Origin of the sequence: Candidatus Clostridium radicumherbarum (assembly GCF_045310525.1) — a bacterium.
Classification (GTDB): domain Bacteria; phylum Bacillota; class Clostridia; order Clostridiales; family Clostridiaceae; genus Clostridium_AT; species Clostridium_AT radicumherbarum.
The window spans coordinates 1,327,540-1,350,026 of sequence record NZ_JBJHZY010000001.1 but is presented as its reverse complement, the minus strand read 5'-3'; the positions used below and the strand labels follow the sequence as shown (position 1 = coordinate 1,350,026).

At 30.8% G+C, this 22,487-nt stretch carries 22 protein-coding genes and 1 riboswitch; of the genes, 11 read left to right on the top strand and 11 right to left on the bottom strand.

What is annotated here, in order from left to right; all coding sequences use genetic code 11:
* Positions 1-9: 9 nt before the first annotated feature.
* Positions 10-252: a hypothetical protein gene (locus tag ACJDUH_RS06390; protein ID WP_406764322.1), complete on the bottom strand. Its 243-nt coding sequence runs from the start codon at positions 250-252 to the stop codon at positions 10-12.
* Between the two features lie 172 nt (positions 253-424).
* On the opposite strand from ACJDUH_RS06390, the gene ACJDUH_RS06385 reads away from it, so the two are divergent.
* A complete protein-coding gene (locus ACJDUH_RS06385; protein ID WP_406764321.1) occupies positions 425-769 on the top strand; it encodes a hypothetical protein in 345 nt (114 codons plus the stop codon).
* Here ACJDUH_RS06385 and ACJDUH_RS06380 read toward each other — a convergent pair.
* The 3 genes from ACJDUH_RS06380 to ACJDUH_RS06370 form a co-directional block, all read right to left on the bottom strand.
* Positions 759-1,373 (bottom strand): NUDIX hydrolase, encoded by a 615-nt coding sequence (locus tag ACJDUH_RS06380; protein WP_406764320.1) that lies wholly within the window; start codon positions 1,371-1,373, stop codon positions 759-761. The genes ACJDUH_RS06385 and ACJDUH_RS06380 overlap by 11 nt on opposite strands.
* Before the next feature lie 85 nt (positions 1,374-1,458).
* Entirely contained in the window at positions 1,459-2,586 is a 1,128-nt protein-coding gene (locus ACJDUH_RS06375) for an aminopeptidase (protein WP_406764319.1), read from the bottom strand.
* Positions 2,587-2,698: 112 nt separating this feature from the next.
* Positions 2,699-3,598, bottom strand: a complete 900-nt coding sequence (locus ACJDUH_RS06370; RefSeq protein ID WP_406764318.1) for a DMT family transporter — start codon at positions 3,596-3,598, stop codon at positions 2,699-2,701.
* A 125-nt stretch (positions 3,599-3,723) separates the two neighbouring features.
* Here ACJDUH_RS06370 and hypF point away from each other — a divergent pair, with 125 nt between their 5' ends.
* Entirely contained in the window at positions 3,724-6,048 is a 2,325-nt protein-coding gene (gene hypF, locus ACJDUH_RS06365; protein ID WP_406764317.1) for a carbamoyltransferase HypF, read from the top strand.
* A 108-nt stretch (positions 6,049-6,156) separates the two neighbouring features.
* On the top strand, positions 6,157-7,188 hold the full coding sequence (ltaE, locus tag ACJDUH_RS06360) for a low-specificity L-threonine aldolase (RefSeq protein WP_406764316.1): 1,032 nt from the start codon (positions 6,157-6,159) through the stop codon (positions 7,186-7,188).
* 147 nt (positions 7,189-7,335) lie between these two features.
* Here the strand turns inward: ltaE and ACJDUH_RS06355 are convergent, their stop codons facing one another.
* Positions 7,336-7,890, bottom strand: a complete 555-nt coding sequence (locus ACJDUH_RS06355) for a hemerythrin domain-containing protein (RefSeq protein WP_406764315.1) — start codon at positions 7,888-7,890, stop codon at positions 7,336-7,338.
* 257 nt (positions 7,891-8,147) lie between these two features.
* Here ACJDUH_RS06355 and ACJDUH_RS06350 point away from each other — a divergent pair, with 257 nt between their 5' ends.
* The gene (locus tag ACJDUH_RS06350; RefSeq protein WP_406764314.1) at positions 8,148-9,368 is read left to right on the top strand and encodes a 6-phosphofructokinase; all 1,221 of its coding nucleotides are present in this window, start codon (positions 8,148-8,150) and stop codon (positions 9,366-9,368) included.
* Positions 9,369-9,434: 66 nt separating this feature from the next.
* Here ACJDUH_RS06350 and recX read toward each other — a convergent pair whose 3' ends face one another.
* Both recX and ACJDUH_RS06340 read right to left on the bottom strand, forming a co-directional pair.
* On the bottom strand, positions 9,435-10,079 hold the full coding sequence (gene recX / locus ACJDUH_RS06345; protein ID WP_406764313.1) for a recombination regulator RecX: 645 nt from the start codon (positions 10,077-10,079) through the stop codon (positions 9,435-9,437).
* Between the two features lie 18 nt (positions 10,080-10,097).
* Complete coding sequence (locus ACJDUH_RS06340) at positions 10,098-11,342, bottom strand: M16 family metallopeptidase (RefSeq protein ID WP_406764312.1); 1,245 nt, start codon at positions 11,340-11,342, stop codon at positions 10,098-10,100.
* Positions 11,343-11,540: 198 nt separating this feature from the next.
* Between ACJDUH_RS06340 and ACJDUH_RS06335 the strand changes: the two genes are divergently transcribed.
* From ACJDUH_RS06335 to ACJDUH_RS06325, 3 genes are all read left to right on the top strand, one after another.
* Positions 11,541-12,032, top strand: a complete 492-nt coding sequence (locus tag ACJDUH_RS06335) for a QueT transporter family protein (RefSeq protein ID WP_406764311.1) — start codon at positions 11,541-11,543, stop codon at positions 12,030-12,032.
* A 116-nt stretch (positions 12,033-12,148) separates the two neighbouring features.
* The gene (locus ACJDUH_RS06330; protein WP_406764310.1) at positions 12,149-12,310 is read left to right on the top strand and encodes a hypothetical protein; all 162 of its coding nucleotides are present in this window, start codon (positions 12,149-12,151) and stop codon (positions 12,308-12,310) included.
* Positions 12,311-12,435: 125 nt separating this feature from the next.
* On the top strand, positions 12,436-14,304 hold the full coding sequence (locus ACJDUH_RS06325) for an LTA synthase family protein (RefSeq protein WP_406764309.1): 1,869 nt from the start codon (positions 12,436-12,438) through the stop codon (positions 14,302-14,304).
* Between the two features lie 96 nt (positions 14,305-14,400).
* Here ACJDUH_RS06325 and ACJDUH_RS06320 read toward each other — a convergent pair whose 3' ends face one another.
* Positions 14,401-15,648 carry an MFS transporter gene (locus tag ACJDUH_RS06320; protein ID WP_406764308.1) on the bottom strand — a complete coding sequence of 416 codons (1,248 nt, stop codon included), beginning with the start codon at positions 15,646-15,648 and terminating at the stop codon, positions 14,401-14,403.
* Positions 15,649-15,875: 227 nt separating this feature from the next.
* Positions 15,876-16,001, top strand: a riboswitch (cyclic di-AMP (ydaO/yuaA leader).
* Here ACJDUH_RS06320 and ACJDUH_RS06315 point away from each other — a divergent pair.
* The 4 genes from ACJDUH_RS06315 to ACJDUH_RS06300 all read left to right on the top strand — a co-directional run bounded on the left by ACJDUH_RS06315 (position 16,001) and on the right by ACJDUH_RS06300 (position 19,401).
* The gene (locus ACJDUH_RS06315; protein WP_406764307.1) at positions 16,001-16,786 is read left to right on the top strand and encodes a LysM peptidoglycan-binding domain-containing protein; all 786 of its coding nucleotides are present in this window, start codon (positions 16,001-16,003) and stop codon (positions 16,784-16,786) included. (Overlaps the previous riboswitch by 1 nt.)
* A 67-nt stretch (positions 16,787-16,853) precedes the next feature.
* Positions 16,854-17,987, top strand: a complete 1,134-nt coding sequence (locus ACJDUH_RS06310; protein WP_406764306.1) for an SH3 domain-containing protein — start codon at positions 16,854-16,856, stop codon at positions 17,985-17,987.
* A 140-nt stretch (positions 17,988-18,127) separates the two neighbouring features.
* Positions 18,128-18,820 (top strand): L,D-transpeptidase family protein, encoded by a 693-nt coding sequence (locus tag ACJDUH_RS06305; RefSeq protein WP_406765021.1) that lies wholly within the window; start codon positions 18,128-18,130, stop codon positions 18,818-18,820.
* A 65-nt stretch (positions 18,821-18,885) separates the two neighbouring features.
* The gene (locus ACJDUH_RS06300; RefSeq protein WP_406764305.1) at positions 18,886-19,401 is read left to right on the top strand and encodes a hypothetical protein; all 516 of its coding nucleotides are present in this window, start codon (positions 18,886-18,888) and stop codon (positions 19,399-19,401) included.
* A gap of 22 nt (positions 19,402-19,423) precedes the next feature.
* On the opposite strand, the gene ACJDUH_RS06295 is transcribed toward ACJDUH_RS06300, so the two are convergent.
* The 3 genes from ACJDUH_RS06295 to ACJDUH_RS06285 all read right to left on the bottom strand — a co-directional run bounded on the left by ACJDUH_RS06295 (position 19,424) and on the right by ACJDUH_RS06285 (position 22,476).
* The gene (locus ACJDUH_RS06295; protein WP_406764304.1) at positions 19,424-19,696 is read right to left on the bottom strand and encodes a hypothetical protein; all 273 of its coding nucleotides are present in this window, start codon (positions 19,694-19,696) and stop codon (positions 19,424-19,426) included.
* Between the two features lie 5 nt (positions 19,697-19,701).
* A complete protein-coding gene (locus ACJDUH_RS06290; protein WP_406764303.1) occupies positions 19,702-20,568 on the bottom strand; it encodes a tRNA 2-thiocytidine biosynthesis TtcA family protein in 867 nt (288 codons plus the stop codon).
* Between the two features lie 150 nt (positions 20,569-20,718).
* Positions 20,719-22,476 (bottom strand): helicase-related protein, encoded by a 1,758-nt coding sequence (locus ACJDUH_RS06285; protein WP_406764302.1) that lies wholly within the window; start codon positions 22,474-22,476, stop codon positions 20,719-20,721.
* Between the last annotated feature and the right edge of the window lie 11 nt (positions 22,477-22,487).

Below are 22,487 nucleotides of genomic sequence, written 5' to 3'. Positions count from 1 at the left end.
CATATAAATTTAGCTAATAAACTCTTTATCTTTATAAAAGTGATGAATATCATCAAAATCAGAATCATCCTCACTTGTATTTTCCTCTGAAAAAAAGTCAAACTTTAGAAGATCCTTAATTTTTCCTAATCTGTTTCCAGTCAAATTTTTAAAAGGGCATGCTCCCTCATTATCTTCATAGTTATAAAAGGCACAATCACAAAAGCATTCTACATCATTATCAGTTGTAGATAAAAACGAACATGGTGTCATAGTTACAACCTCCCCATAAAATAGCCTTGATACTATTATAAAGTAAAGTTTGTAAAAAATGAAGTGTAAATTCTGACTTTTTCAAATTTTATATGAATTAACAAATGTTTTTAATTATTATTCTAATTTTGGTAATACTATAAATACTAATATTTAAAAAGGAGGGTACATTATGAACATGACAAGCATTTCTATTTCTTATTTTTTTCTTATTTTATCAGCTATTTGCCTCATCTTTTTTATTTATTTTAAAATTATTGTTATTAATACCTCTGAGCACAGTAATCATAGAAAGAAGATAATAGGCTCTATGAAAAATCCAAAAGCTTGGAGAAGAAATAATAACATTATGTCCTATATATTCTTATTTTGGACTATAATTTCCTTCTCTGCTTTCGCCTATATAAAATACTTTTTGGGGTCAAGACTTATATCAACTATTTATATTATAGCTTTTTTAGCAATTATGGTTGTATCAATTGCGTTTTTCGGATTAAAAAGGAAGTCTACTCACTAGCTTCCTTTTTAATTATTTCAGCAAACTTTTTAACTATCATTGCTGTAAACCCCCATATAACATTACCTTCATATTTATAAAAAAACTGAGGCAATTTCCCTCGGCTAAATTTATAATTTTTGCCTCCTTTAACTAAATGGTATGGGAAATCCTCCTTTAAGTTTGGGGCAATTTCCATGTCATAGGAAAGAGGTTCATTTTCTAAGAAAAATTTTATAGGAACTTTAATAATGTGATCCACTTCATCTTTACTAGGATAAATATTATGAGCTTTAGTTTTTGCTACAAAAGGATACATAATACTTCCATATGGACTTACAAAATAATCCATTTCACCAATTAAATCCATATCCTCACTTTTTAAATTAAGCTCTTCCATAGTCTCTCTTATGGCAGTTTCCTTTGGAATCTCATTTTTCTCAATTTTACCTCCTGGAAAACAAATATCACCTGGTTGATGCCTTAAATTATGTGCTCTTTCTTCAAAAATTAAATAGGTTTCTCCATCCTCTTCATATAATAACAGCATAACTGCACTTCTTTTATATTCTCCAATAATAGAAGGTTTTCTATCAATAAATATCTTTTCAATTTGCTCTATCATATGCGTAGTTAACCCCTTTGATGAATCAAAGGCTCCTTTCTTATAATAAATCAAGCGGCACTGAAATAATGCCGCTTTTATTGTACTATAAATAATATTTTGTTAATATATCACTAATAAATTCACCATTCTCATAGAATAGTTCACCGTCTGCGAAAATTTTGCCGCCCTTTCTCATGTCACATAACATATCCCAATGAAGTGTTGATCTATTAGTGCCTCCAGCTTCAGGCATTGAATCACCTATTGCCATGTGAATAGTACCACCGATTTTTTCATCAAAAAGCATATTTCTTGTGAATTCCTTTATACCATAATTGGTACCTATTGCTACTTCACCAAAGAAGGAGGAACCTTCATCAGTATCTAATAACGCTAGTAGTAAGTCTTCACCTTTTTGGGCAGCTGCATTAATTACTTTCCCATTTTCAATTTCTAATTTTATGCCTTCTATTTCTTTACCTGAATAGATACCTGGAAAACTAAAGGTTATATAGCCATCAATTGAATCTTCAACTGGTGATGTAAAAATTTCACCATCTGGGAAATTGACTCTTCCATCACAATTTATCCACTTTCTCCCCTCAACCTTTACTCTTATGTCTGTACCTTCTGATAATATATGGAGTTCCTTTTTAGTATCTAAATATTTAACCCATCTTTCTTGCTGAGCACTTATTTTCTTCCACTCTGCCACAGGATCCTCGGAGTCAAGTAATCCAGCACCATAAACAAAATCCTCATAATCACTGTAGCTCATAGAAGCTTCCTGCGCATCTGAATAAGTTGGGTATTGAGTACCGCACCATCTTAAGCTGCCATTTCCCATTTTCTCAGAATAAACTTTTCTCCAACTAGAAGCACCTTTTAATGAACACTGAAGTTTTTTTGAATCAATATTTGAATTTACTTTTGTATTTCTCCCACCCCAAGCTGAAAGCCACACATCAGCATTTTCCAGCATGGTTTTCATGAGTATATGATCCTCTAAAAGTTGATCCTCGCTGCTGTACTTTAATTTTACTTCAGCTATATCCTGTGAATTAAGACAAGTTTCTACATGTGCCCCTGCTTTAACAGCTTCTTTTACCACTTCCACCATCCATGGGGTGGCTACTTCGTCACTAGAAACAAAAACAAAATCACCCTTTTTTACCTCAGTAGAATAATTAACTAGAAGATTGGCAAGTTTATTTAATCTTATATCACCCATAAATTTCTCCTTTAATTAATTTAATATTTCAATAATATTTTATCAAACTGTGTAAATATTTACAATAATGTTATCTATGTAAATTCATTTTTTTAATATTTTATAAAAATAATTAAACTTGTTCTTCAAAACTCTTAATTGCAAATTTATCTCCAAGACTTACTAAAGATACACCAATAATTATTATTAAGCACCCAATTACTTGACTAAAATTAACGCTTTCTCTTAAAAGGACATAGGCTGATGCAAGGCTTACTATAGGCTGAAGATTTATGTAGGTTGATAATATGGTTGCCCCAAGATGTTCTAAGCAGTATATATATAGGATATAACAAATACAAGAACAGAAAATAGCTAAGAAAATAATATTTAATGAAACCTTTAAAGATGGAAGCTCTATCTTTGCAAAAAAAAGTGAAGGGCATAAAAATAAACATCCAAATAGGCCTTGATAGGTGGTAATAGTTATACTTTTATAGTTACCTTTAAATTTACTAGTAACAATATTGTACATTACCCAGCAAAGTGCAGAGGCTAAAGCCATTAAGTCTCCTAAAGTTCCTTTTGAAAACAAACTCACCTTCTCCTTAGAAGCGATTATGATTATAATGCCAATTGCACTTAAAGCTGCACCGGATATTTTCCAGATAGTAAGCGGTTCTTTAAATATAAGCCTTTGAGAAATTAAAGTAAACAAAGGTATAGACGAAACTAGAATAGCTACATTTGAAGCAGTGGTATAATATATTGAATAATTTTCTAAAAAAAAGTATAGCGCTACTCCAAAAAGCCCACCAATTACCATTTTAAATCTATCTTCTTTTAATAACTTTTCTTCTGGATACTTTAACTTTAAAAAACTAAATAATATAATTGAAGAAATAAAAAACCTGTAAAAGGCTGATAACACTGGATTTATTTCTAACACAACTACCTTAATGCTTAAATATGAAACACCCCAAATTAGCATTATTACAAGAGCCATTCCATGTGCTAACTTTTTATCTTTCATTTCATATCCCCCCTTAGAAATTGCAATTAAGACTATTATACAATATATTCCTTATTCTTTGCACTTTTAGTTTCTAAAATAATTGATATAATAAAGCTATACACTATAGAAAGCAGGTAGAATTCATGACTAAAAGAAGAATCTTTATTACCGTTTCAGGTATAGTTCAAGGTGTGGGCTTTAGGCCCTTTGTTTATAATTTAGCTTTAACTTTGTCCTTAAATGGATGGGTAAACAATAACTCTGAAGGAGTTTACATAGATTTAGAAGGCACAGACAAGAACATAAATGAATTTTTATATAAATTAGAAAACACTCCTCCTCCTCTATCAAGGATTGAGAAAATAGTAACTGAAAATAAGGAATTAAAGAACTATGAGGGCTTTATAATAAAAGAAAGTAGTACTCAAGATGATAAAATAACTCTTATATCACCTGATATAGCTATGTGTGAAGATTGTAAAAATGACATACTAGACTTAAGTAATAGAAGATATGGTTATCCTTTTACTAACTGTACTAATTGTGGACCTAGGTTCTCAATAATTAAATCTATTCCTTATGATAGAGACAAAACCACTATGAAAAAGTTCCCAATGTGTGAACCTTGCATTGATGAATATACTAATCCCTTAAATAGAAGATTTCATGCACAGCCAAATGCCTGTGAGGATTGCGGCCCTTCAATATTTGTTATAGATAATTCTGGGAAAAACATTAATGCTCTAAATATTACAGCTAATTATAGCAAGGAAAGTCTAAATATAATAAATTGGACGGTTAAAAAATTAAAGGAGGGTAAAATTTTTGCAATTAAAGGCTTAACTGGCTTTCACCTATGCTGTGACGCCACTAATGAAGAGGCTGTTAAGCTATTAAGAGAAAGAAAGAAAAGACCATATAAGCCTTTAGCTGTTATGATTAAGGACTTATCTGTAGTAAAAAAATATTGCATAGTTAGTGATAAGGAAGAAGAATTATTAAATGGAATTAGAAAGCCAATAGTTTTATTAAGGCAAAACAGAAGTTATAAACTTCCAGAAGCAGTTGCTCCCAATCAAAAGACCCTAGGCGTAATGCTTCCATATACTCCATTACACCAGCTCATATTTAATGAAGATATCGAGGCTCTTGTTATGACAAGTGCAAATTATTTTGGCCTGCCTCTTGAATACGAGAATGAAATGGCAGCTCAGCATTTGTCTTCTATTGTAGATTACTTTCTTATGCATAACAGAGATATTTATATACCGGTGGATGACTCTGTTACAAAAGTATTTAATGAAGATGAGATGCTTATTAGAAGAGCCAGGGGCTACGCTCCTGATCCAATAAAGTACGAAACTGTTTCTAACATATTAGCCTGCGGTCCAAACATGAAAAACACCTTTGCAATTTCTAAAGAAAACTTTATCTTTCTAAGCCAGCATAATGGAGACTTAGAAAATCTTGAAACAATTATGCATTACAAGAGAAATGTTGAGCACTTTAAAAATATTTTTTCTTTTGAACCAGAGTTTATAGCCTATGATATGCATCCTAATTATAATTCCACTGAGTATGCTCTTAAGTATGATGTTCCCAAAATACCTGTCCAACATCACCATGCCCATATAGCAAGCTGCATGGTGGAAAGCAACATAAGAAACAAAGTTATTGGTGTTTCCTTTGATGGAACAGGTTATGGTATTGACGGCAAAATTTGGGGTGGGGAGTTTTTAGTTTGTGACTTACTAAGCTTTCATAGAATTGCCCACTTAGATTATATTAAAATTCCTGGCGGTGAAATTTCCATTAAGGAACCCTGGAGAATTGCTGTTTCATTTATTCATAAGCTTTATAAATCGGGTATAAGCGTTAGTAATCTGAGCTTAAATGAAGTTATAACAAAGCTTTATGGAGTAAAAGCTTTAACGATTTTAAATGTTATTGAACATGACTTTAATTGTCCCGAAACTTCAAGTATGGGCAGGCTTTTTGATGCTGTTTCTAGTATAATAGGTATTAGAGATAAAATCACCTATGAAGGGCAAGCTTCCATAGAACTAGAGGCTTCAATTAAAGATACAAAATCAGAAAGTTATTCCTATTCTATTGTAAAGGAAGAAAAAAATTACATTATAAACCCTAATAAACTTATAGAAGGAATATTAATTGACAGATTTTCTGGGATAGAAAAACATATAATGAGCCTAAAATTCCATAATAGTATAATTAACCTTACTGCTGAAACCTGCACATTAATAAAGAACCAGACCTCCTTAAATGAAGTTGTATTAAGTGGTGGGGTATTTCAAAATTCCTTTATTTTAGAGAATTTATGTGAAAAATTAAAGCCCTTAGGTTTTAAGGTATACTATCCTAAAGCCTTTCCGACAAACGATGGTGGAATTGCTCTTGGACAAATAGCAATAGCTAATGAAAAGATAAAAAAAGGGCGCAACAATTAATAATTGTTGTGGTAAAAGTCCTAAATGGACTTTTACGGGTAATCTAGTCCATGGCAATGGACTAGTAAGATTACCCCGATACTTATAAAGATATCAAGGGGGATTAAAATGAAATTTATTGATTTAAGAAGTGATACTGTAACAGTACCTACTAAAGAAATGAGAGAGGCTATGTACAATGCGGTAGTTGGAGACGATGTTTACGAAGATGACCCAACAGTAAAGGAACTTGAAGAATATGCAGCAAGTCTTACTAATAAAGAAGCTGCCCTTTTTGTACCAAGTGGTACCTTTGGTAATCAACTGGCTTTACTTACCCACTGCCGTAGAGGCGACGAAGTAATACTAGGTGATGATTGTCACATTGTTGTTCATGAAGTAGGAGCTTCTTCAGTAATAGCTGGTGTCCAATTAAGAACTTTAAAAAGCTGTAATGGAGAGCTTGATCCAAATGAAATAGCCTCCAGAATCCGTACAGAAGATATTCATTTTCCAAGAACAGGACTTATTTGCCTTGAGAATGCTCATTCTAACGGAAGAGTCATTCCAATAGCTAACATGAAAAGCATATATGAGATTGCTAAGGAACATGATATACCTGTTCATCTAGATGGTGCTAGACTTTTTAATGCAGCTTCATATTTAAATGTTGAAGCAGCTGAAATAACAGCTAACTGTGATTCAGTGATGTTTTGCCTATCTAAGGGATTATGTGCTCCAATCGGGTCAATGCTTGCAGGCAGTAAAGAATTTATTGCTAGTGCTAGAAAAGGAAGAAAGCTAATGGGTGGAGGCCTAAGGCAGGTAGGTTTTCTTGCAGCAGCAGGTCTGGTGGCACTTAAGTCAATGACAAAAAGACTAAATGAGGATCATGAAAATGCCTTGGTTTTAGCAAGGGAACTAGAAAAATTACCTGGAGTTAAAGTTAATTATAAGGATATACATATAAATATGGTATTTTTCAATGCTTGTGAGGCTAATTTTAATAAAGATACTTTTGTAAATGATATGTACCAAAGAGGTATTAAAATAAATTCAGAAGAGAATGGTGAATTTAGATTTGTAACAAATTACTGGATAGGCAGAAATGATATAAGTTATGTTGTAAAGGTTATAAAGGAACTTATGAATTTAGAATAAAAAGCAGGCAAAAGTATGGACTTCTTTACCTTAAGTAGACAAGCTCTTTACTTAAGGTAAAGGAGTCTGATGCTCTTATCCAATTTTTACATATATTTTTATAACAGAGTTACTGCTCCCTAATATACATTAAAGAAACCCCAAACTTTACAAATACTTCTCAGTAAGTTCATTTAATAAATCAATATATTTTTTCTGAAAAGATTTCTCTGAGGCTAAATCTTCTACTGCGGCGCATTTGTCTTCTATATCTTCAATAACAGCCTTACTTAATGACCTTTCTGCAAATTTATAGATTGTTGTATCTTCTTTCTCAATATGTCTTGTAAGTAAATCTGTATATGAAATAGAATTTGCAATAATATCTACTCTTGCATCCCTATCACCCTTTGAAAATTTTTCTAATGCAGCTTCTAGGTTTGACATATATAACCTTCCTAAATCATGTTCAATAAGCATACCAGCTATTGGACCCTTTGCTATTCTATCTCCAAGCTCTTCTCCCATTCTTTTAAAAAGTATGTTTTCTTCCTTGGCATGATGATGCTTATCTGTATAAGTTCTTACAAAATCTATGACTTTATCAAAATCCGAATAGTCAACCTTGTCATTATTTAAAACCTTTATGCTCATACTTCGCATTACCTTTAACATGGCTTTAACGTTTTTATGTTCATTTACCATTGTATCAATAGCACTCATGAAATTTCCTCCTTTAATAATAAACTTTCAGACTAAAAAAGAACTGTTATGATTTACTTATTTAATTTATTTTTAAATATTATTCTACTATATATTCAAAAACTTTAAAAGCTGAATTAAACTTGAATATGTAAGTTAATAATATTGCATATATAAAAATAATATAATACAATAAAGCAGTAAATTATTATAAATCACTTGGATTTAAATTACGCATTAGTATATCATTTTAAAATTAATTCGGGAGGAGAAAAGTCATGAAAAATTGTATTGTTGCACAATCAGGTGGGCCTACAGCTGTTATTAATTCTTCTTTTATAGGAGTATTAGATCAATGTTTAGAGGATAAAAGCTTTGATACTGTCTATGCAGGGTTAAATGGTATTGAAGGAATATTAAAAGAAAGGTTAGTAAATTTATCTTCAATCCCCTATGAGGAATTAAAGGGATTAAAATATACTCCTTCTTCTGGCTTAGGATCTTGTAGATATAAGATGAAAGATTACATAAATGATGACAGTGAATATAAGGAATTATTCAATATTTTTAATAAATATCATATTGAAGCCTTCTTTTATATTGGCGGAAATGATTCAATGGATACAGTAAGAGCCTTATCTGAATATACAAAGCTAAATAATATACCAGTACAAATTATTGGAATCCCTAAAACTATTGATAATGATTTAATGGAGACAGACCATACTCCTGGGTTTGGCAGTGCAAGTAAGTTTATTGCAACTACAATTTTAGAGAGCTACCTTGATTCCTCAGTCTATATTAATAATGGTATATTTATTGTAGAGACTATGGGTAGAGATACTGGCTGGTTAACTGCCAGTGCTGCATTAGCTAAAATAAACGGAAAACAGGTTTGTGATTTTATTTATTTACCTGAAGTAGCTTTTAACAAAGAGAAATTTGTAGAAGATGTAAATAAGAGATTCAAGGCACAAAACCAAGTTTTCATAGTAGCTTCTGAAGGCTTAAGGGGTGAGAATAACGAATTTATTGCCGAAAGTACTTCTGGCGCAACTCACGATAAATTCGGACATGCACAGCTTGGTGGAGTCTGCACAAGCCTTAAGAACCTTATAATTGAAAATAAAATCACAACCCGTGTAAAAACTCTTGAGCTTGGAGTTACTCAACGCAGCGCTATGCATTGTATTTCTAAGACTGATTTAGAGGAAGCTTATGAACTAGGAAGAAAGGCAGTAGAGTATGCAGGCAATGGTTCAACTGGATTTGTTGTTGGAATTAAAAGACTTCAAAATAATCCTTATAAATATGAAACTATATTAATGAATCCTATAAAGGTAGCTAATCACATAAAATATTTCCCTAAAACTTGGATTACAAAGGAAAATAATTTTGTTACGGATGCTGCAGTAGATTATATAAGCCCGTTAATTCAAGGTACCCCAGAACTTCCAACAGAAAATGGCTTACCTAAATATGCAATATTAAAGAGGTAATTTAAAATAACTAAAGCTAGCTACAATATATAAAATCAATTATATATTTTAGCTAGCTTTTCTTTATCATTCTTCAAAACTGTCTTCATTTAATAATTGTTTTAATGCAGGCTTTACTTCTTCCCATTGAAAGCCCTTCCTTATAAGGAAATCAGCCAGCTTTTTATAAAGTTTTCTGATATCCTGCTCATTTTTCTGTAGAGTTTTATATTTTTTTTCAGCCAAGGTCATTAATGTATCATTTTGATCATCTGTATTTATTTCTTCTAGTTCATTATTTATTATTTCTACAGAAATTCCTTTTTTAATTAGTGCAAACTTTATTTTATTTTTGCCTTGTGTTTTAATTTTATCCTTTATATACATCTTTGTATAAGTTAAGTCGTCTAAGAAACTATATTTTTTAAGAAATTCCATAGTACTCACTATAGTTTGCTCATCATAGCCTTTTTCAATGAGCTTATCATTTAATTCCTTTTCCGATTTATAGGTTCTTTCTATAATCCTAAGGGCACTATTCTTACATTTTATATAATTATCTTCAGCTACAATAGCATTTAAGGCATCTCTTTCAATTTGCTGCCCATTACTTAATTTATGAGTATATACTAGTTCTTTACTGCAGGAAAATGCATATTCATAATTAATATAAATATTTACTCTATCTTCATTTTTCTTTTGAAGCTCAATTTTTGTTATTTTTTCTATCATAATAGCTCCTAAAAAGTATTATATTTCAGATTTTAAAATATGAATTGTAGGGCTGTTAAAAACCTTATTAGCTACTTTGTATAAGTCAGTACTTTTAATTTGCTCTAGATTTTCCATATCCTCAAGAAATTCATAAATACTCTCATTATCCATACTTTGATGAAGTACATAGTTTCCTAAATCAGTACAGTCTTCCATTGTAGCAGCTACGGCTGTTTTTAGCACCTTTTTCATAAGCATAACTGTATTTTCATTAAAATTTGCTTCCCCAGTTTTTATTCTTTCAATTGAAGCATCAATAGAGTTAATGGCTTCATCAATCTTATCTTCTGAAACTGCTGTATAGATATATAAGGTTTTAACATTGTTTGTAATATCCATTTGTGAATATACATCATAGGCTAACCCCTTTTCTTCTCTTAATTCCCTAAATAAAATTGAATTTGCACTTTCACCAAATTTATGATTCAAAATTTTAAGAGCTAGCTCCTCTTGTTTACTTAAGCCGTGAAAAGTAAAAACATATACAATAGTACTTTGTTCGATATCTTTCTTTAAGCTAACTACCTTTTTTTCAATGTTATTTTCTATGCTAACACTATCTTCTTTAAGCTCTCTTTTTTTCCAAGAAAAAAAATAATTTTTAATAAGGTTATTTATCTCCTTATGATCATATGGAGAAACTATAGTAATGAATGCGTTATTAGGACTGTAGTATTTATTATAATAATCTACAATTTGCTCTTTTTTAAACCTTTTTACCGTTTTTTCTTCGCCTAAAGTATCAAATCTTAAAGAACTTTTTGTAAAGGCAACTTCATTAGCCCTTTTAAAGCTATAGTCTTCAATATCGTCCTTACTTGTTCTGATTTCTGCTAAGATAACTCCTCTTTCTCTTTCTATTTCTTTTTCCGGGAAAATAGAGTTTTGAATCATATCAGCTAAAATACTAATGGAAGGTTCTAATTCTTCTGCCAGAGCAGTAATACTAAATACAGTACAGGAATAGTCAGTATAAGCATTGTACTCACCACCCCTTTGTTCTAAAAAATCATTTAACTCCTCATTGTTATAATTTTTAGTACCTTTAAAAAGCATATGTTCAATAAAATGGGAGATACCTCTATTATCAGTTTGTTCATTAATAGATCCAACCTTTATTCCGATATGAATAGATGAAAGCTTGCTATCTTTTTTTATAGAAATTAAATGTAGTCCATTTTCTAATATGTGAATTTTTGCATCAAAAATGTTTTTATTCATGAAAACTCCTTTAAAAATAATACTTAAGACAAAATCTCATATTTACTAATTATAATACATTTTCTCTAAAAGTGATATATTTTCATTTATATTGACTTAAGAATAAATACAAGCTAAAATAGACAAGTACTTTAAATATCTATATGTACAGGCAGTTCGTAACCATCCTGCCTTAACAAAACTAGGAGGAATAAAAATATGAAAAGTAAAACTCAAAAAATTGTAATTGCAGCACTAATAGCTGCAGTTTACGCTGCATTAACCATGTCTTTAGCTTTTATAAGCTATGGTGAAATCCAATTTAGGGTGGCTGAAGCCCTTACAATTTTACCTTTTTTCTCATCCCTTTCAATTCCAGGACTATTTATTGGTTGTGTTATAGCAAATCTTTTAAGTCCAATAGGACCTTTGGATATAGTAGTAGGCTCTTTGGCTACATTAATTGCAGCTATTATTACCTATTACATCGGAAAGAGTAATTTGAAATTTAAAAAGTATATTGCTCCACTGCCTGCAGTACTTGTTAATGCAGTGGTTATAGGCCTACTAGTAACCTATACAGCAAATATTCCATTTATTTTAACAGCACTGCAAGTTGGTTTTGGTGAACTTGTATGCACCTACGTGCTTGGATTACCTCTATTACTATTTATAGATAAAAATACAAAAATAAAGCAATACCTTCAGTAAATCAATACTTTATTTTAAGTTAAAAATTATTTCAATTTAATATTATGAGCAGTATTAGCAGCATAAATATTAATATATATGTATTGTATTCTCAAGCAATGTATATGGAGGTATGAATGTCAAGATTTATAAAAATACTTGCCGTATTAATATTAATACTTTTAGTTGAAATATTTTTTATATACAGAGGTTACCTTAAAAACAAGAATGGTAAAACACCAACTATAGAAGAAATCAATCCACATAATTATTCAGCTCAAATTTCAATAAATTATTAATTCTAAGGCACTGAATCTGGTTATTTTATGTAACCAGATTTTTGTTTTACTTATTGTTCTATTAAAATAATTACTGTATAATTTTTATTGTGATTTAAATATATAATACAAAAGGGGTTTTAGTTTTGCTAAATAATACTACTAAATTAAATACAAATAAAATCAACAGAAAAGGCATTTTAAAAGAAAACCTACAATTACTTGCAAAAGACACTTTGTTTTTTGTGACTCTTTTATGCCTTTATTTAAAATCAATACTTTTTATTTTGCTAGTAAATAGCGAAAAAGCCACATCCTTTAAAGTAGGATGGGCATTTTATGGAAGTCCACATCTATTAGTTTATTTATGTTTTATTATTATTTTCTTGTCCTTTTCTTTTTTATTTAAAAATAGAGGCAAGCTCCTGTATTTTATAGCTATAGATCTATTATTTACCTTTCTATTATTATGTGATTTATGGTATTTTAGAGGTTTTAATAGTTTCTTAACCCTGCACAATTTAAGTCAAACTGGTAATTTAAACAATTTATCAAGTGATGTATTTTCAATGATGAGAACAATTGACTTGATTTTTGTAGCTGACTTTATAATTCTAATTCCTTTAACAATATTGTGCAAAAATCACTACAAGAATCGAAAGAGATTACCTTTAATTTTTTTATTTAGCTTATTGATATCTATCGGTTATTTATGGTTTGACCATTACAAAATAGATATAGTTGAAAAAGGACAAAAGACTATACTTTTTAGAATTTGCTGGACGCCTACTCAAACAATGGCTAATTTATCACCTCTAGGTTATCATATTTATGATGCCTATAACTATTATGAAGATAATAAGCCCTATAATCTTTCAAGTACTGAGAAAAATCAAATAGAAACTTGGTTTACTAATAATAAGGAATCCCTTCCGGACAATGAATATAAGGGTATGTTTAAAGGTAAAAATTTAATTCTCATTCAGGTTGAATCCTTAGAGAATTTCGTTATAGGCCAAAAAATTAACAATCAAGAAATAACTCCTAATATAAATAAATTATTAAAAAACAGTTTTTATTTTGATAACTATTATGAACAAGTAAACAACGGAACAACCTCAGATGCAGAGTTAATGACAAATACATCAGTTTATCCTGTAAGGATTGGAAGTACTTTCTTCCGGTACCCTAATAATAGTTATAATTCTCTACCTAAGTTAATGCAAGGTATTGGTTATTCAACTATTGCACTACATCCAGATAAAGGTTCCTATTGGAATTGGATGCCTGCACTTACTTCCATTGGTTTTCAAAAGGCAGTTGATGAAACCTCTTATAAACTAGATGAAACAATTGGACTTGGTTTAAGTGATGGTTCTTTCCTTCGTCAGGCAGAGCCTATAATCGCAAAGCAAAAGCAGCCCTTTTACAGTTTTATGATAACTTTATCAAGTCATGGACCTTTTGATATACCAGCACAATATAGAGAATTAAAGCTCGACAGTAAGCTAGATGAAACAAAATTAGGGGGCTACTTCCAAAGTATTCATTATACCGATAAACATATTGGAATTTTTCTAGACAAACTTCAAAAGGATGGTATATTAGATAATTCAGTTGTAGTGGTTTATGGTGATCATACAGGAATACACAAATATTACAATGATGAGGTTTCAAAAATCCAGCCTCAAGAAAGCTGGTGGCAAAATAATAATATGAGAGTTCCTCTTATTATATACACTAAAGGTTTGGAAGGTAAAAAATTCGATAATATTGGTGGACAAGTTGACCTCCTTCCTAGCCTTGCTTATATAATGGGTGCTGATACTAAATCTCTTGAAAAAACGGCTATTGGAAAGAATTTATTTAATACCAATAAGAGTTTTGCAGTTCTTACAAATGGAGATTATATTGGTAAGAGTTCTAGTGAAAAGGAGAAGAACTCAGCAATTGAGGGTATAACTATTTCTGACACAATTATTAGAAGTAATTATTTTAAAAATTACGCTAAATAACTTAAAGGGATGAGTTAAAAGATTTTTAACTCATCCCTTTTTTATATTTCATTTATAATGCTGTAAAAATCAATGAAGATGAAAAGCTGCTTTAAATTAAGCTCTTTCAGAGCTTAGTTTTCTATTAAATATTATTACTAAAATAGTTATAAATAAAAGGCTTAATATCCCGCTTACCACAAAGGCTGAGGAAGCTCCAAGCTTATCCGCAGCAGTACCTGAAAATAAATTACCTATAGGAGTTGAACCTGCAAAAACTAAGGCATATACACTCATCACCCTTCCCCTGTATTCATCTTTAGCGTTTATTTGGAGTGTAGAATTTGCTGTTGTGGAAAAGTAAATATTAAATACACCAGTTATAGCTAAAGAAATTGCAGCTATGTACTCTAGTTTACTTAATCCAGTAAGCATCAGCATTATTGATACTATAATTGAACTTAGGAGCAAAGTTGAATGTTTAGGACCCTTCCTGCTTTTAAGAGAAACCGTAACAGCTCCAATAAGTGAACCTATTCCCAATGAGGCCATTAAAAATCCATAGGTTCTCTCCGACTGATGAAGAACATTTTTTGTAAATACAGGAAGTAGCACATTATAATTAAAAGCAAAAACTCCCATTACAAATACAATTAAAACTGTTTTCAATAGCTTTGGAGTCTTATAAATGTATAATAACCCATCTTTAATCTCCTTTAATATTTTGCTTTCTGGATTTGTTTTTCTAACATAAGGGGTTGGTTTTATTTTAATAAGTCCATAAATAACTGCTATGAAACTAAGGCCATTTAACAAGAAACACCATCCTGCACCTAGTAGTGACATAATTAACGCACCTATTGATGGTCCAAGAATCCTTGCTAAGTTAAAAACAGCAGAATTTAATGCAATTGCGTTCATTAAATCTTCCTTTCCAACTACCTCAACCACAAAGGTTTGTCGTGTTGGTGTATCCAATGTATTTGTAAATCCCAAAATAAGAGCTATTATAAGTATGTATGAATATTTTACTGTATGTGTAAATACTAAAATTGAAAGAGTTAAAGCAAGCAGCATAGATATGCTTTGAGTTATTAATAATATCTTCTTCTTAGGAAACCTATCTACAACTACTCCGGCAAAAAGAGAAAATATTGTTATGGGCAGGAATTGAATAGTACCAACTAGTCCAAGCAGAAATGGTGAGCCTGTTAGGGTAAAAACCAGCCAAGATTGACCTATACTTTGCATCCATGTACCTATTAAAGAGATACATTGTCCAAACCAATAATACCTAAAATTTTTATGGGTTAATGCATGGAAATTATTACTGCCTAGTCTTTTAAAATTCGTCATTAAATTCATTCATATGCCATCCCCTCTAAAATTAATCCTTATTTTATAATATAATATATAAATTTTTGTCGCAACTTTATATATATTTAAAATAGTTTTAAGAACTTTAATTTTATAATGTATAGTTTAGATTAAAATAAACTTTAATATACTTAAGAATAAAACATATACCATCATTTGCCCTCATTTCCACATATATTGCCTAGAAATATATAATTTCATTTGTTACAATAATCACATACAAAACGCCGAATCTCCAAAAGGAGTACGGGGGATTTATCCTGGGGTGAATCTCATCTAATGAGTAGGGTACCTCTTACCCGAACCCGTCAACTAACCTCGGAGGCAAAAGGAGGCAATTATGCTAAAATCTAAAATAACAAAAAGTTTACTTTTTGCACTATCAATCTCATTCCTATCTGGTAATTTAGTACATGCTGCCAGCTACAAAGTTGTATCTGGTGATTCTCTCTATAAAATAGGTAATTTATTTAATACAAATAGTTCAGTACTAATGCAAAACAATAACTTAAGTTCTGCTATGATTTATCCTGGACAAGTATTAAATGTGCCTGCTGTGCAATATACAGTAAAAAGCGGAGATACCTTATATTTAATATCAAAAAAATTTGGTGTTTCTCTAACTGCTTTAAGAACTGCAAATAACTATTGGGTTGATGCTATATATCCAAATCAAACTTTAATAATTCCTGGTACAAGCTCCTCACCAAGTTCAACTCCTTCAAGTTCTGGAGGTCAGACTTCTGCAGGTGTAATTCCTTACACTACAGCAGACTTAGATCTATTAGCTAGACTTATAAACGCTGAAGCTCAAGGTGAGCCATATGAAGCTAAAGTTGCTGTTGGTGCTGTTGTAGTAAACAGAGTAAAAAGTGCTGATTGGCCAAATACTATTAAAGATGTTATCTATCAACAAATAAATGGTTACTATCAATTTACACCAGTTTTAAATGGATGGATTAATAATGCTGCTACAGCTGATAGTAGACAGGCAGCCTTAGATGCATTAAAAGGTGTAGATCCTACTCATGGTGCACAGTTCTATTTTGATGATAGTACTACAAATACTTGGCTTTGGTCAAAGACTGTAGCATTAAGAGTTGATAAAATGGTTTTTTCATATTAATTTGATTTGTATAAGGAGCTGTCACAAAAACAGCTCCTTATTTTATAAAATCTTATAGGAGTGATAATTGTTGAAATGGACCCATAAAACATCATTAGCATTAATGTTTTTAGCTGCACTTACAATTCCTTCTTATAAAGCAGGCGCTGTTACTGCCGCTTCTATTTCTAGAAGTCAAGCAGAACAAAGAGCACTGAATATGATAAATCTCACATGGACTTATGACAAAAGCAAAAATAATTCTATAAGTTCTACCTATTCTTCTATGGTAACTCAGCCAGATCAGTTAAATGGAATTTCCGCAGATGAAGCTAGAGGAATTCCCTATAATTGGGGTGGTCATGATAGCTTAGATTCAAGTTCATACGGTGCTTCTTGGACAAATTTCTTAGATGCGGTTAATAAGGGAGCCTATACAGGTAATGTAAATACAACTGCAGGTTATGGATTAATTCCAGGTACTTCAGGCATAGATTGTTCAGGTTTTGTTCAGTCAGTTTTTAATATTTCAGGTGATAAACTCTCTACCTATTCCTTATTTGATAACTATTTTACAAAAATATCTTTGAGTCAATTAAAGCATATGGATATTCTTAATAGACCAGGTGATCACGTATTGATTTTTGATAGATGGGGTACCTTAAATGGTATTAGTGGTGCATATACCTATGAGGCAACTTGGGATCAGGTGTTTGGAGGTATTCAAGGCACTAAAAGGTATTTTGTTACAATGGATGATATTAATAATGGCTATATTCCCGGCAGATATATAAATATTGTTGATGATTCTATTGCTACATCTATTTCCTTAGGTAAAATAATCAATGTAAATTATGCGGCAAATTTTAGAACTAGTCCTTCTACAACCGCAAGTTTAGCAGGAACCATCCCAAAGGACTCAATTGTAAATATTTTGAATTTTTCTAATGGCTGGTATCAAATAACCTATAATGGTCAGTCAGGCTTTATATATGGAAATCTTATTAATTCAAATTTAACAGGCAGATACGTTGCCATAAATAATGTGTACCTACTTAATATTAGAGCATCTGCTTCTGCAAGTAGTTCAATTTACGGAACCTTAGCACGAAATCAATTTGCAGAACTTTTAGGCTCATCTCAAGATGGTAATTGGATAAATATAAAATTAAATGGAATTCAAGGTTATGTTTATAGCGATTATATAAAATATGTAAATTAATATAATAAAATCAACTAAAAAGTAAGAAGAGTAAAGTATGTATAAAACATATCTCCACTCTTCTTACTTTTTTATTTGAATATTTAATTTATTAAAGTAAATAATAACTTTGTATTTTATAATAGTGAGGAGTTGATAAAATTAAAACCTTAAAATATGCCTTAATTTTTTCTTTTTCATTATATATTTTATCCTTTTTCCCTACGTTAATAAAGGCTGAGACCCAGATAAAATCTAATGAATATAGACCAAAATACAATATTCTAATTGATTTAGTGGACACAAAATTATATTTAATTGATACACAAAAAAACTTAATTGTCAGCTCTTATACTATAGCCGGAGGAAAACCATCTACTCCATCTCCAATCGGTACATGGAATATTGTTAGTAAAGGAAAATGGAGTGCAGGCTTTGGAACTAGATGGATGGGGCTTAATGTACCTTGGGGCAGATATGGCATACATGGCACTAATAAACCCCTATCTATAGGCGGTTCAGTGTCACTTGGCTGCATAAGAATGCTTAATAAAGATGCAGAAAATTTATATGAAAGAGTTGGCTATGGAACCCCTGTAGTCATATATGGTGGTCCATATGACATGTTCATTAACAAATTTAGATATCTGGAGCCTGGTGATACAGGCGCAGACGTATATGAAGTCCAGAGAAGGCTTAAAGATAAAGGCTATTACTTAGGGGCTTTAGACGGAAAATATGGGGAAACTATGAAAGAAAAGGTTATTAAGTTTAGAAAAGATAATAACTTAAGCACAAGTCATACAGTAGATTATGATTTTTATAAAGCCATTGGTATAATGCCCTTTGAATAAAAAAAGTAGCATTCTAAAAAAATTAACATATATGTAATATTAGAATAATTTTTAGGTGATATGCTGTGGCAATTTCAGAGGCATTTTTTAAAAACTTGTACAGCTTAAAAAGTACAGATTTTGATTCAAAATTTATGTTTCTTGGAGAAGGAATTAGCAGAAAGGTTTATGCACTTAATAAAAATTATGTAATTAAGGTTGCAAAAGGAAATGAAGGGATTTATCAGAACAAAGTAGAGCATTACGTTTTCACCCATGTAAATTTAAAGCTTAAAAAATATTTATCACCTATTGCTTGCTTTAAACCAAATATTTTGATTATGGAAAGAGCTGTGCCATTAAGTAATACTCTTGAGGATAAATATATTAATGTTTTTAATTTTTCTAAAGATAAAGATTTCTTTAATGATTTATGTATTCTAGCTGATAAACATTACCTGTTTTATGAAGATCTAATTTCCGTTAGCTCCTGGGGAACATTGAAGGATAATAATGTATTAATTGATTATGGCTGCACTAGCCCCTTTGGGGATATGATTTATGACCTTAAGTTTATGGTGAATAGTTTTAAAAACAAATGAGATTGTATGAATTCATACAATCTCATTTGTTTTTTATATCTAACTCCTGTATTATGAACTTATCAAAGTCAATTTCTTCCATGAAATTATGATAAGTAAATGTGGTTTTATTCCTTTTATTGTATTCCTCCAAATTAGTGGGCAGCCAGTATGGTTTTTGTATATCGAATTTTTCACATAATTCAATGATACACTGCTTTAATTTTTCTTGATAATTTCCTTCTATATTTGAAGTTGCTACAGCATCCTTAATGATCTTATTATTTTTTATAACCTTGCCCCAAATCTTAATCAAAATATCTACTCCTCATCGTAAAACTCTAAGTAACTATGCTTTTGTCCATCTTTTTTATAGCCGAGTATAGCATTCATATTCACATTTTCTGCAGCTCTGAAGACCGATTTTTCCACATCATTAAAGTTTTCCTTTAACTGTTTTATTAGAGCTTTGATTTCATAGCGTTTATTCCCTATTTTCTTAGCTGCAACCATACAAGCACAATTAAGTGGCCAAATACCGCTATTTTGAGTGAATCGTTCAATATACATTTCTTCAATAAAATACATTGGTCTTATAAGCTCCATATTTTCAAAATTATCGGATTTTAACTTTGGAAGCATGGTACTAAAATTACCAGTATAAAGTACATTTAATAGTGTAGTTTCTATTACGTCGTTGTAGTGATGTCCTAATGCAACCTTATTGCAGCCTAATTCCTGGGCCTTTGTATACAATGCCCCTCTTCTCATTTTAGCACACATATAGCAGGGATAATCCTTAGCAATTTTATCAACAATTTCAAAAATTCCTGAATTAAAAATCTTTATAGGAATATTTAGATGCTTACAGTTTTCGATTAAAAGCTCTTTAATATTTTCATGATATCCAGGGTCTGCTACAATAAATTCCAGCTCAAATTTAACCTTGCTATGCTTATAAAGCTCTTGAAAAAGCTTTGCCATTAAAAGGCTATCCTTTCCTCCTGAAATTGCAACAGCTATTTTGTCTCCCTCTTCTACCAAATTATATTCTTGAATGGCCTTTATAAACTTAGCCCAAATATGTTTTCTATATGTAGTAGTAATACTTCTTTCTATAACCTCAATTGGTTTTCTTTCATTAAAAGGAACTAAAATTTCACATCCCTCTCCAGCTATTCCGCTCATATGAACACCTCTCTTTTTCCAAATTATTATAGCATTATTTTAAGCTTTTGTCTTTGTAAGCTAATGGAAAGATAAATTTTAATGGCATCCATATTAGTTATTATTTATTTTGAAAAAGTAGTAACTAATATGGATGCCATTATCTTTCTATTATATTTTTAATAAAATATTATTAATAGAAGCACTTACTTCTTTTCTTGCTTCTAATACCCACTGCTCATCAAATTCCAGCTTAAAGGCACGTGAAAAGGAATAATATAAATTAACCCTTTGATATTGTAATTCCAAATCGTAGAGTTCCATTTTTAAAAGTTCAGGTTTAGATATAATTTTTCTATTTGCTATAAAAATTTCATCTACATAACTTAAGAAATAGTTCATCATATCATTATTTGATACATCAAATGGGATTTTAAGTAAGGTCCATTGAGTTCTTTCATCAAGTTTATATTTTTTAACGTTATCTAAAATTATTAAATATTCGTTGATGTCCATTTTTCTATAAAGCCCAACTTTTTCTTTTCTCGTAACCCAAAGAGCCAGCTTTTCTTTAAGTGGTAAATTTCTTACTTTTAAAATTTCTTCACTGGGACCTAGAACAGCTCTACTAATGGGATAGTCCTCTACTTCAAGGCTTTCCTTTAAAAATTCTGAATTACCACCCTGTGACGCAACATAGCCAGTTTCATAAATTCCCTTTCTCCCTGCTCTCCCCGCTATTTGTTTAACTTCTTGGGATTTTAAATATCTTACCTCATAGCCGTCATATTTTTTAATATCCATGAAGATTATTCGTTTTATAGGTAAATTTACACCCATACCAATAGCATCTGTAGTTATTAATATAGCAGCTTCCTTATTTAAAAACTGCTCATATTGTTTTTTTCTAACCTCAGGGGGTAAATCTCCATAGATTAAACTCGCCTTTATTCCTATATCTGAGAAATAATAAGCTAATTCCAACACTCTTTTCTTTGAAAAAACAACAAGTGCATCCCCTATTTCAATGTCTTTATAGGAAAAAGACTTATTTAAAACCTCAAGGGGTATTTCTCTTTTATATTCAAGTATCTCTATGTCATCGCCGCAGTCCTCTAAGATGTTAATCAAAAGTTTTTTAGTATTTATGGCTCCGCATACATGTACTTCTTTGCACTTAAGTCCTAAAAGCGCCTTTGTCCATGCTTGCCCTCTTTGATCATCATCAATCATCTGAATTTCATCTATTATTCCTATGTCATATTCTTCTTCCACATTTAGTTTTTCAATAGTACATGCGATATGTCTAGCTTCTTCAACTATTATTTCTTCTTCTCCGGTAATTAGATTACACTTTATACCTTCATTATTAAGCCTTTCATAATTTTCAAGGGCCAATATTCTTAAGGGTGATAAATATATCCCTTTATCTGCCTGTTTTAGTCTTTGAATTGCATTATAAGTTTTACCTGTATTTGTTTCACCTAGATGAAGGTAGAATTTTCTGTTCATTTTTCTAGCTTCAGAATACTCATTCTTAGGGTTTTCAGGAAATACCTTGTCAAATTCCCTTGAAGCTCTATCAGGTATATGCTCAGTTATTAAAGCACTCATTATACCTGATTTTAAGTAGCTGTCATAATGCTCATAAACAATTTCATCAAAGTGAAAATCAGTTTTATTCCTTTTGTTAAAATCTTCAATTAGCTTTTTTGAAATAAATTCTAATATTTTTAAGTAGCCTTCATATACATCTTTATAGTCCTTTAGATTCTCGTTCTCATATTCTCTAAGTTCTTTTAGCTTTTTTCTTACAGATGCCTCATGCTCCCATAGGGAATTTGTTTTCGTATGCCTTACTATTTCATCAATTTGACTTATTTGATTTTTCAGCTTTCTAAAATTTCGCTCAATTACCCCTCTTTTCATCTATTCCTCTC

What these genes read in the sequence shown, in the direction of transcription:
- ACJDUH_RS06320 (WP_406764308.1), bottom strand. Translation starts at nt 15,648, where the DNA reads ATGAATTTAATGACGAATTTTAAAAGACTAGGCAGTAATAATTTCCAT.
- ACJDUH_RS06340 (WP_406764312.1), bottom strand. Translation starts at nt 11,342, where the DNA reads ATGAATAAAAACATTTTTGATGCAAAAATTCACATATTAGAAAATGGA.
- ACJDUH_RS06330 (WP_406764310.1), top strand. Translation starts at nt 12,149, where the DNA reads ATGTCAAGATTTATAAAAATACTTGCCGTATTAATATTAATACTTTTA.
- ACJDUH_RS06335 (WP_406764311.1), top strand. Translation starts at nt 11,541, where the DNA reads ATGAAAAGTAAAACTCAAAAAATTGTAATTGCAGCACTAATAGCTGCA.
- recX (WP_406764313.1), bottom strand. Translation starts at nt 10,079, where the DNA reads ATGATAGAAAAAATAACAAAAATTGAGCTTCAAAAGAAAAATGAAGAT.
- hypF (WP_406764317.1), top strand. Translation starts at nt 3,724, where the DNA reads ATGACTAAAAGAAGAATCTTTATTACCGTTTCAGGTATAGTTCAAGGT.
- ACJDUH_RS06375 (WP_406764319.1), bottom strand. Translation starts at nt 2,586, where the DNA reads ATGGGTGATATAAGATTAAATAAACTTGCCAATCTTCTAGTTAATTAT.
- ACJDUH_RS06390 (WP_406764322.1), bottom strand. Translation starts at nt 252, where the DNA reads ATGACACCATGTTCGTTTTTATCTACAACTGATAATGATGTAGAATGC.
- ACJDUH_RS06350 (WP_406764314.1), top strand. Translation starts at nt 8,148, where the DNA reads ATGAAAAATTGTATTGTTGCACAATCAGGTGGGCCTACAGCTGTTATT.
- ACJDUH_RS06385 (WP_406764321.1), top strand. Translation starts at nt 425, where the DNA reads ATGAACATGACAAGCATTTCTATTTCTTATTTTTTTCTTATTTTATCA.
- ACJDUH_RS06380 (WP_406764320.1), bottom strand. Translation starts at nt 1,373, where the DNA reads ATGATAGAGCAAATTGAAAAGATATTTATTGATAGAAAACCTTCTATT.
- ltaE (WP_406764316.1), top strand. Translation starts at nt 6,157, where the DNA reads ATGAAATTTATTGATTTAAGAAGTGATACTGTAACAGTACCTACTAAA.
- ACJDUH_RS06285 (WP_406764302.1), bottom strand. Translation starts at nt 22,476, where the DNA reads ATGAAAAGAGGGGTAATTGAGCGAAATTTTAGAAAGCTGAAAAATCAA.
- ACJDUH_RS06370 (WP_406764318.1), bottom strand. Translation starts at nt 3,598, where the DNA reads ATGAAAGATAAAAAGTTAGCACATGGAATGGCTCTTGTAATAATGCTA.
- ACJDUH_RS06290 (WP_406764303.1), bottom strand. Translation starts at nt 20,568, where the DNA reads ATGAGCGGAATAGCTGGAGAGGGATGTGAAATTTTAGTTCCTTTTAAT.
- ACJDUH_RS06315 (WP_406764307.1), top strand. Translation starts at nt 16,001, where the DNA reads ATGCTAAAATCTAAAATAACAAAAAGTTTACTTTTTGCACTATCAATC.
- ACJDUH_RS06355 (WP_406764315.1), bottom strand. Translation starts at nt 7,890, where the DNA reads ATGAGTGCTATTGATACAATGGTAAATGAACATAAAAACGTTAAAGCC.